Origin of the sequence: Chamaesiphon sp. (assembly GCF_041737865.1) — a bacterium.
In the GTDB taxonomy this organism is placed as follows: Bacteria; Cyanobacteriota; Cyanobacteriia; order Cyanobacteriales; family Chamaesiphonaceae; genus Chamaesiphon.
On sequence record NZ_JBGSQZ010000161.1, the window covers coordinates 1 to 9,398 of the forward strand.

General features: G+C 42.2%; 8 protein-coding genes. 1 reads left to right on the plus strand and 7 read right to left on the minus strand.

Going from position 1 to position 9,398, the window contains the following annotated elements; all coding sequences use genetic code 11:
- Positions 1-95: 95 nt before the first annotated feature.
- From ACEW9J_RS12370 to ACEW9J_RS12395, 6 genes are all read right to left on the minus strand, one after another.
- Positions 96-503, minus strand: coding sequence for a hypothetical protein (locus ACEW9J_RS12370; RefSeq protein ID WP_373545424.1), 408 nt, complete (start codon positions 501-503; stop codon positions 96-98).
- A gap of 23 nt (positions 504-526) precedes the next feature.
- Positions 527-1,282 (minus strand): alpha/beta fold hydrolase, encoded by a 756-nt coding sequence (locus ACEW9J_RS12375; protein ID WP_373545425.1) that lies wholly within the window; start codon positions 1,280-1,282, stop codon positions 527-529.
- A gap of 105 nt (positions 1,283-1,387) precedes the next feature.
- Positions 1,388-2,299 carry an alpha/beta hydrolase gene (locus tag ACEW9J_RS12380; RefSeq protein ID WP_373545426.1) on the minus strand — a complete coding sequence of 304 codons (912 nt, stop codon included), beginning with the start codon at positions 2,297-2,299 and terminating at the stop codon, positions 1,388-1,390.
- Positions 2,300-2,343: 44 nt separating this feature from the next.
- Positions 2,344-3,462 (minus strand): hypothetical protein, encoded by a 1,119-nt coding sequence (locus tag ACEW9J_RS12385; protein WP_373545427.1) that lies wholly within the window; start codon positions 3,460-3,462, stop codon positions 2,344-2,346.
- A 118-nt stretch (positions 3,463-3,580) separates the two neighbouring features.
- The gene (locus tag ACEW9J_RS12390; protein WP_373545428.1) at positions 3,581-3,970 is read right to left on the minus strand and encodes a hypothetical protein; all 390 of its coding nucleotides are present in this window, start codon (positions 3,968-3,970) and stop codon (positions 3,581-3,583) included.
- 119 nt (positions 3,971-4,089) lie between these two features.
- A complete protein-coding gene (locus ACEW9J_RS12395; protein WP_373545429.1) occupies positions 4,090-4,542 on the minus strand; it encodes a hypothetical protein in 453 nt (150 codons plus the stop codon).
- Positions 4,543-4,770: 228 nt separating this feature from the next.
- Here ACEW9J_RS12395 and ACEW9J_RS12400 point away from each other — a divergent pair, with 228 nt between their 5' ends.
- Positions 4,771-8,418 carry an NB-ARC domain-containing protein gene (locus tag ACEW9J_RS12400; protein ID WP_373545430.1) on the plus strand — a complete coding sequence of 1,216 codons (3,648 nt, stop codon included), beginning with the start codon at positions 4,771-4,773 and terminating at the stop codon, positions 8,416-8,418.
- A 168-nt stretch (positions 8,419-8,586) separates the two neighbouring features.
- Here the strand turns inward: ACEW9J_RS12400 and ACEW9J_RS12405 are convergent, their stop codons facing one another.
- Positions 8,587-9,306, minus strand: a complete 720-nt coding sequence (locus tag ACEW9J_RS12405; RefSeq protein WP_373545431.1) for a hypothetical protein — start codon at positions 9,304-9,306, stop codon at positions 8,587-8,589.
- Positions 9,307-9,398: the final 92 nt, after the last annotated feature.

Here is a 9,398-nt window from a genome sequence, read left to right on the forward strand (position 1 = left end):
TGTATAAATTTAGATAAGATCGATACAGCGAAATCCCCGACTTCTTGAAGAAGTCGGGGATTTTGACCATTCTAGCTTACTACTCGATCAAACTATCAAGAATTAGACAATGTTTCCGGTTCGTGCAATACGCCTGCAATAATTTTCCATTTATCTTCGACTTTACGCATGGTATAGGTAAAGCCAAAGTGTTCGATTTCTTTTTTCGATCGATCGAATCGTTTAGCAACTCCAACAACCTGTGCTTGATTATCAGTGAGCTGAGTAATTTGAAGTGGGCTGACAATCTTACTCTCTTCAAATTGTTTTCCTTTTAACTCATCCATCAATTTTGCAAATACTCCCAATACCTCAATTGGTTTCTCCATGATGGCGACTTCCTCTGAAGTCATCAACATTGCAGGTAGATGAAAAAATCCTAAAACCTTAGTTGGCTCCAGTGAATTAAACGCGATTAAGTAAGCGATAAATTCGTCTTTAATTGCTTCAATTTGGTCTTTCACGATCGTTGTGTCCTGTTTGTTAGTTATTTTAAAAAGAGCCGAATTAAATCGGCGATAATTTCTGCATTGCTATAAGCAAAGCCATGTGACGCATCCGCAATTATTTCTAGTTTGGCATTAGAAATTTTGGTAGCCAGTAGGTCGCTATTCGATCGAGGAATCGCAATATCCTTATCTCCAGTGATAATGAGTGTGGTGGCTCTAATATCGCTCAAAGTATCGTAAGTATCGTGGCTGGCAAAGGCTTGAAGCTGACGCTGCAAAGCTGCATCTCGACTATGCAATGGGGTTGTTTTTGCAAGGAAGTCTGTAAGTTCCTGTCGATGGCTGTGAATGAATGTGGATGTAAATAATAAATCCAAAAGATTAACATTTATCACGCCACTAATATCTCCCATCTGACTGCATTTACCCCCCGCCATAGTGCAACCGAGAATGAGTTTGTCTAGCTTATCGGGATATTTTAGAGCAAAATGCTGGGCGATCGCACCACCCATACTGACACCAAATACATGTGCTTTGGGAATATTTAATCCGTCTAAAAGTCCAGCGGTATCGTCTGCCATTTCCACGAGACTATACGGTTGTGGGGATGGGCTGGTGAGTCCGGCATCGCGATTGTCGAAGAGGATTAGTTGATAGTTTTTAGCGAGTACTTCGGTGAATTTCTTGCCCCAGTCGAGCAGGCTGAAACTCAAACCCATAATCATCAGTAACGGTTTGCCACTACCTTTGATTTTGTAGTTGATGTCAATATCGCTGATGGTGATTTGTGTCATGGATTTCATAGATACCAATTCCTTGCAATTTGCACTTCTCTAGTTCAGGACAAATCGTTTATCAAAGCATAGGGCTTGTTATCGCGTAGAGTAACGCACCACTATTTATTTACGATCTATTAAACCATATTTCTTCGTGAATGTATGAAGCGATTGCGTCATTTGGTCAAAGAAAGGATTGCTAGGTTCTAAAGGTGAATTGTTGAGTGATAGGACTGGACTTTTCAAAACAACGCTGGCATGAGGAACAGCAAAGTTTTTACCAATTCTAAACATTTCTGCTTTTTTAGACCGATTCACCAATTCTTCGATCTCATCAATATCTGCGGTGGTGTCTGATTCAGAATGTGCTGCAAATAAAGGCTGATTTAGTACGTCGCGATCGGTCAGTAAATCTAACTCTTTAATTAATTTTGATAGTTCTCTGGCTCCACCAATATCCATTTTGGAATATCGAAAGGGATTACCACTCGGCGAATTATTGATAAGACTACTTTTATCGATATGGTCGAAAATTTTAGATAGAGGAGTTCTGAGCAAAATTTCACCTAGATTACCAGCTTTACTAGCTAAACCTAATGCAGCAGAAAACAAGAAAACTCCACCATCGATCGATTGCTTGTTTGTTAGAGCCATTTCAACACTTAATGTACCCCCTGTTGATAAGCCACCGATCGAAACTTTCCCTTTACTTTCTTTAGCTGCATCCACAGCAAATCTGACATCTTTGCGCCACTCGATTAAAGACGCATCTTTCATGTCTTCTGGCTCTTTCAAGCCATGAGCGCGAAGCAGCGGGATATAGACATCAAAACCCATTTCGGAGCAGAAGTATTCGCCAATATCTTTCATAAAGTGGGGCGAGTCTGTCAATCCATGTACTAAAACGATCGCATTTCTTGGCTGTCCATCATCTTCATGTTTGAATATCTGCGGATGACATCGATCGCGCACATCAGATTTTTGCTTGTAGCGATTAAAATGCTGAGTATAATATTCGTCCCAATCTTTTAACATGATTTAATTATGTCTCCAATAGTTTTTATTCCTGAAGTCAGAAATTATTGCTTTAACCAATCTAGAGCATTTTTAGGAGGTAAAGCAGTCTCTGAGATTCCCTCCATATAAACTTTCTCCAAGTTATGATGTCTTTCTAGTGCTTTGTCATGAATGGTGAAATAGATCGGAGTGCCTGTATGAACATAGTCAGGCATTCTTCTTTTTTTACGATCGTAAATAGCCTTGAAAAAACCATAAATTGGATTGGGGTTAAGATCTACTCCTGTCACACCGCCAATTCCTAATTCTTTCTCTGGGAGTGTCTCTGGATCTATATCTTTTGTTGGATCTGCGGGCTTGAAAACATTTCCAGTTGGAAAAGGAAGTGTCGTAACAAAATCTTCAGTGTTGGCAATTCGCCAATGTTTCACACCTTGTTTTTCAAACTTTTCAGCAAAATTACTATCTCCACAGCGTGGGCTTGCAAAGGTATAGAGAGTAATTTTGTCTTTTTTAAATTCACTATTAGCTAGGATATCTGGAATTGCTAAAGTCGCTAAGGCTCCTCCTAAACTGTGTCCTGTTACATAAATTTGAGAAACACTACTAACACCTATAGTGTTAAGAGCATTAATCATTTGTTCACGCAAACTCACATAAATTCCTCGAAAACCCGCAGTGATATAACCAAAATTATTTACATTAGGGATATTTGCAGAAATATCAGTTGACGCAAAATCGATTGGATTTTCTAATATTTGCCATTTCGTCATATCAACTTGCTGATTATTGATTATACTCGTACCGTCCGCATAAGAAACAAGTTGAATATTGGCATCTTTAAACCACTCCGCAATTTTTTTTGTACCTCGAAAAACAATATATATATTGTTTCCATCTTTTGTGACAAATCCAAATGGAGTTTTGCTTGTTCCTAATGTAGCTATTGCTTCATAATTCCCTTCGATTTTCCAAGGTCGAATACTTGTTGCTGTTGGACGTTTTGAAATAGGTATTCCGTCTCTAAATAATTGTTCTAACTCTGCTATGTCAAACTGTAAATAAGATTGCTGAATTAGCTCTGCTAATTGACTAGCTATCTTACTATCGAACTTGTCATATGATGTGGGATCGAACTTAGATATTTTCAATGGTGTCATGGCTTTGTTTTGGTTTGGCATTTTATTTCTTACTCTATTCCCACTTCAAGACGATAGATTAGCCTTTTCTTGATGCCCTCTGCGATCTCTGCGCCTCTGCGGTTAAAAAAAATATTTAGATGGCAATAGATTTTAACTATTAGATCTGCGCTGGTGGTGGCGAGGGCGTAGAGTTATCATCATTAGAATTATCATCTTTTTTACTCAGCAAGATACCTGATGATATAAAAAAATATCCACTAATGGCAGTCGCGAATGGTGTGATGAATGCATGGAGTGAACTAGACGTTTTATTGACTGTATCATTAGCTTCTTTAATTATATTAATTCTATCTGTGGCTGTAGGAGGAAGCGCAGCTATTTTTTCAGCAAAGGACACACTACTTTGAAATCGTGAACAAATTAGCCATCCTAAAACACTCCAAGTGCCACAAGCAAGTATGCCTGCAATAATTAATTTGCTACTTTCTCTCCACTCTGGAGGTGTATTGTGCCCTTCATTTTCCTCTTTCTTTGGTGGGTTGCCCATAAATACCTCTTAACTTATTTATTACTAGCAATATAATAAATTCTCCTCAAATATAACCCCGATCGATCGAGTCATTAGCAGAGAAAAAAACAAAAAGTGACTACGTTTTGCTGGATATATTAAGAGTAATATCCATCTCCGATCGCACCGCTTATGTGAGATCGAGTTACAAGTCTGGGAGATCGATTCAGATCGCATCGAGTCACTTTGTTGAGTTTAATCAGTCCAAGATCTGGATTAGCGATTACACCGAGAAAGGAAGTACCATTAAAATTCCATAGACTAATGCCAGCTAGACTATATGTTCCATTCAGGTTAAAAGTAATATTACCAGTCTTAACGCCTTCTGAAGCAACCCAGACGTTAGTACCACTTCCTCGATTGTGAGTTCCTGTCAAATTTGGGATATTTCCAGGTAGTCCAGAACCGTTGACAATGTTATTAATATCGTAAAAACTCCCCATATCATTTGTGGCAGTCACTCCGTTAATCAATGCAGCTTGGGCATTTGGGGCGTTGGCGATCGATAGAGCTAGAGTAGCTAGTCCTAACGCGAAATTTTTATTGTTCATCTGCACTATTCTCCTGAAGACTAAATCGCCATCTCTGGCTAGATTCACCTCAAAAGATACCCTCGATCAATCGATCTGTCAGTAAGAAAAAGTAACTAAAAGTAAGTACTTATCCTCGATCGATATGAAGTTATGTAAACCTTTTGTCGTATAAATTACAATTTCACACTAGCAAATCGAGATATACTACCTATAGTTCACAATCGATCTAGCAGCGATCGACCCTAAATGACTGGACAAGAAGCTCTCAGAATCATCGATCGATTGCTCGAACAACATCAACGTGGTTCGCTAAATACGCTGCAAGCCGAGATCGTCTCCAAAGTATGGAATCGCGATTCCTATCAAGAGATCGGTAGAGAGTTGGGTTATGAGCCAGAATATATCAAACAAGTTGCATCACAGTTGTGGCGATCGCTCTCGCAGATAGCTGGGGAAAAAGTTTCCAAAGGGAATCTCTGTGCGATTCTCCAGGGTTATCGCACCTGCTTGGCGACGACGAATTGGGGAGAAGCAATTGATGTTTGCCACTTCTATGGGAGAGGGACGGAGTTAGAAACGCTCGAACAGTGGATCGTTGCTAGTCGTTGTCGGGTGGTGGGAGTTTTTGGGTGGGGTGGAATTGGCAAAACGGCTTTGTCTGTGAAACTGGCTCAACAGTTGGAGTCTCAGTTTGAATATGTGGTGTGGCGGAGTTTGCGACAGGCGATCGATCCGCAGGATCTGTTGAATCAAATCTTGCCAATTTTGATTGGTTCCGAGGTGCAGGAAAGTTCGATCTCCTTACTGATGCAGCAATTGCACCAAAAACGCTGTTTACTGGTCTTCGATAACGTGGAGTCAATTTTGCAAGCTGGATCTCAAAATGGCTGCTACCTGGCAGGTTGTGAAGCCTATGGCGAAATTTTTCAGCGTGTTAGCGATGAAAATCATCAGAGTTGTATGGTGATTACGAGTAGGGAAAAACCCAGCGGCATCAGCCTACGGGAAGGAGTTAATCTCCCAGTTAGATCGCTCCAACTGGCTGGACTCGACATCACCGCCGCCCAACATTTGCTCGTCGATAAAGGCATCACCGCACCACTCATCGAGCAGCACAATCTGATCGATTACGTTTATGGTAATCCCCTAGCTCTAAAAATAGTAGCGACAAAAATTCAAAACCTTTTCAATGGTGATATTCATGCTTTTTTAGCCCAAGGTACGGCTGTGTTTGGCAATCTTTGGGAGTTAATCGATCGGCAGTTCGAGCGATTATCAGCCTCGCAACAGCAGGCGATGTACTGGCTGGCTATTAATCGAGAAGGTGTTACTCCAGCTAGATTACAAGCAGCATCGCTCCCCGCAGTTACGCTACCCATTTTATTAACAGCACTAGAAACACTCGGAGATCGATCGTTAATCGAAACTACGGAGCAGGGTTTGACCCAACAACCCGTCATTATGGAATATGTCACCAATAGGTTTATCGATCGCATCAAGCGGGAAATTATTACCGGAGAACTGGATCTATTTAGAACCCATGCTCTAATTGAAGCTCAAACTAAAGATTACCTGCGGGATGCTCAAATTCAACTAATTTTACAGCCATTAATCGATCGATTATTAACGCATTTTACCGATCGATCGCATCTCGAACAGCATCTCGTCGAAATCCTGACTACCTTACGTCACCAAACCGATAAGATCGGTGGTTATGCGGCGGGAAATCTGCTCAATTTATTTTGTCACCTCAAAACCGATCTCCAAGGCTTTGATTTTTCGCATCTCGCGATTCGCCAAGCATACCTCCTGAATGCGACCTTACACAATGTCGATTTTACTGGGAGCCACATCAGTCAAACTGTCTTCGCCGAAACCTTTGGTGGTGTAGTTGGAATTACTTTTAGTCATGATGGCGAACGTTTTGCGACTAGCGATACCAAAGGCGATATTCAGATTTGGGATGCTCGTACACACACGAAACTCACTAGTTGTCAAGGGCATCAACACTGGACGTGGGCAATTGCTTTTAGTCCCGACGGGCAATATCTAGCCAGTGCCAGCGACGACCATCGGGTGAAGTTGTGGGATGTCGCAACGGGCGAATGTTTGCAGACGTATATCGGACACACTTTTTCAGTCAATGCTGTCACCTTTAGTCCCGATGGACAGATTATCGTCAGTTCCGCTCAAGATAGTACGATTCGCCTCTGGCGGACGTTTCCAGGTAATTTAAGTCCCGAAATTCAGACTTTAGCAGGGCATCAGGGTCGGGTTTGGTCGATCGCGTTTAGTCCTGATGGTCGTACTTTAGTTAGTGGTGGTGAAGATCTGACTGTGCGACTGTGGGCTTGCCCTGAGCGAAGTCGATGGGATGTGGCGACGGGTGAATGTGTGGCTGAGTGGTCGGCGCATACAGCTTGGGTGCGTTCTGTCGCTTTTAGCCCCGACGGTCGATCTATTGCTACCGCTAGTTACGATCGATCGATTAAAATTTGGGATATTACTAACCAAAATCCCCGACTGTCTTGTCTCTCTTCCATGGTCGGGAGACCCGACCGGAGAGAGCCGCTTCTCCCAGAAGTCGGGGATTTGAAGGGGATTTGTATTCCCACATGTTTGCACACATTAATCGGCCATCAGCAACCCGTCAGTGCGATCGCGTTTAGTCCAGATGGACGACAATTAGTTAGCAGTAGTTTCGATAAAACTATTAAACTTTGGGATACTAATAGTGGCAAATGTGTAAAGACGCTACTCGGACATCGTAACCGGATTTGGACTGTGGCTTTTCATCCCAATGGTACACACATTGCTAGCGGTGGCGATGACAATCATACTAAAATTTGGGATTTAGAACGGGAACGCTGTATTAAAACGATCGTCGGACATACTAATGCGATTTTATCTGTTAAATTGAGTCCCGACAGGAGTTATTTAGCCAGTGGAAATGAAGATACTACAATTAAAATTTGGAGTATCGATCGGGAAGAGATCGTCCAAACTTTGCGCGAACATACTAACCGAATCTGGTCGGTTAACTTCAGCCCTGACGGTCGGTTATTAGCTAGTGGTAGTGCTGACTACACCATCAAATTATGGGATTGGCAAGTAGGTAATTGTCTCAAGACATTGCGAGGTCACAATAGTTGGGTGTGGCGGGTAATTTTTAGTCCCGACGGTCGAACATTAGCTAGTACTAGTTACGACCAAACAGTCAAAATTTGGGATGTCGATACTGGAGCATGTTTGAATACGCTGCAAGGACATGGCAGTCCGGTCATTTATGCCGATTTTAGTCCCGACGGCGAACTGTTGGTAAGTTGTGACTTTGCAGGTATTATTAAACTCTGGAATCTACGATCGGGTGAGTATTACCGAGATATCGGCGAGCATAGTAATAGTGTTTGGTCGGCTACTTTTAGTACTGATGGTCAGTGGTTGGTCAGTGCGAGCTATGACGAAACTATCAAAATTTGGTCGGTAGAAACAGGCGCATGTTTGCAAACCTTTGTCGGGCATCGAGGGCCGATCCTCAGCGCAAAATTTAGTCATGACGATCGATTTATTATCAGTGTCGGAGTCGATCGATCGCTCAAAATATGGGATATTCAAACTGGTAAATGTCTTCATAGTCTAACCGAGCATAGTGGCTTAATTTATACTCTAGATGTTGGTAATATTCGATCGTCAGAAATGGATGCTCCCAAGAATATCGCATTTACTGGTAGTTTAGATGAAACTATTAAGGTATGGGATTTAGACGCTGCCAAATGTCTGGCTACTTGGAAATCTCTCCGTCCCTATGAAGGAATGCAGATCGACAAAATTCACGGATTGACTACAGCACAAACAGCATCTTTACAGGCTTTAGGAGCTGTTCGCAATTATTAGAAGTGCCTACGACTAAAGTCGTGGCTACAGTTGCAAAGTCTGCTTGTCTTGACCGAAACACACATCTGGGCGGATAACAAAGGCAATTTCGATCGCTACAACTAGCGGAATGTGGGATTGAAAAACAGATTGTAGAGATCGATCGACTCTTCCGCCCTTGTAACCAAGTTACAATTTCGATCGAGCACAGCAGAGCAGATCCAACACCTCATTCAATCTCTTTTTAAATTTATTTAGACTGTCCATGTCGATTCGATCGATATCGATCTCACCATCATCAATTTTATCGTTAAGCAACAAGTGGGTAGCAGGTTCGCCCAAATATGCCTCGATCTGACTTTTTAACGAATTAGGTGAAGCATCATTGCCTGACTCATCTTCCAACTGCTGACAATTTTGATAATCATCGCGTAACGCGCACAGCCACCAAGCTTCAGATTTTGGTTTGGGCAAGATTGGTACACCTGTCGTCAATTCTTCTACTGCAAATCCATCCAGCATCGATTGAAGTTTCTGTGCCCATTCCTGTCGAGTGCTTGTCCCCGTGCCATCTCCATCCCTAAACAATACCACTACCCGATCTTCTACCTCTAGTTCCCCCGCCAATAAAGCCAGGGCGCGGGCATTGTTATAAAAATAGCGCGTTTCACTCGGTTGCTTCTTCCCCTTGCGAGATCGTGGTTTCATCAGTTTGGCACGATCGACTAATGCTGCTTTCGAGAATAACGTTAAAGCTTGATATTCAACCAAAGAGTAACCTAATCGCCTCTCGATTAACAGATCGACCAATTTAGTAATCGGGCCAATATTTTCGCGTTGGCGGAGCCTCTCCCCTGGAGAATCGCTACCAACATCCGATGCACCCTCCCCACTCAACACTAAATGCATCAATTAGCTCCCAAAATTTCTGCATTTAGCTGCGTTAACAGCGTATCTTCATACACCTCGCCCGCACCCATAACGGTCAACTTCTCGCGCAT

Coding starts and splice junctions, on each gene's coding strand:
- ACEW9J_RS12375 (WP_373545425.1), bottom strand. CDS start 1,282: ATGACACAAATCACCATCAGCGATATTGACATCAACTACAAAATCAAA.
- ACEW9J_RS12395 (WP_373545429.1), bottom strand. CDS start 4,542: ATGAACAATAAAAATTTCGCGTTAGGACTAGCTACTCTAGCTCTATCG.
- ACEW9J_RS12400 (WP_373545430.1), top strand. CDS start 4,771: ATGACTGGACAAGAAGCTCTCAGAATCATCGATCGATTGCTCGAACAA.
- ACEW9J_RS12405 (WP_373545431.1), bottom strand. CDS start 9,306: ATGCATTTAGTGTTGAGTGGGGAGGGTGCATCGGATGTTGGTAGCGAT.
- ACEW9J_RS12390 (WP_373545428.1), bottom strand. CDS start 3,970: ATGGGCAACCCACCAAAGAAAGAGGAAAATGAAGGGCACAATACACCT.
- ACEW9J_RS12380 (WP_373545426.1), bottom strand. CDS start 2,299: ATGTTAAAAGATTGGGACGAATATTATACTCAGCATTTTAATCGCTAC.
- ACEW9J_RS12385 (WP_373545427.1), bottom strand. CDS start 3,462: ATGCCAAACCAAAACAAAGCCATGACACCATTGAAAATATCTAAGTTC.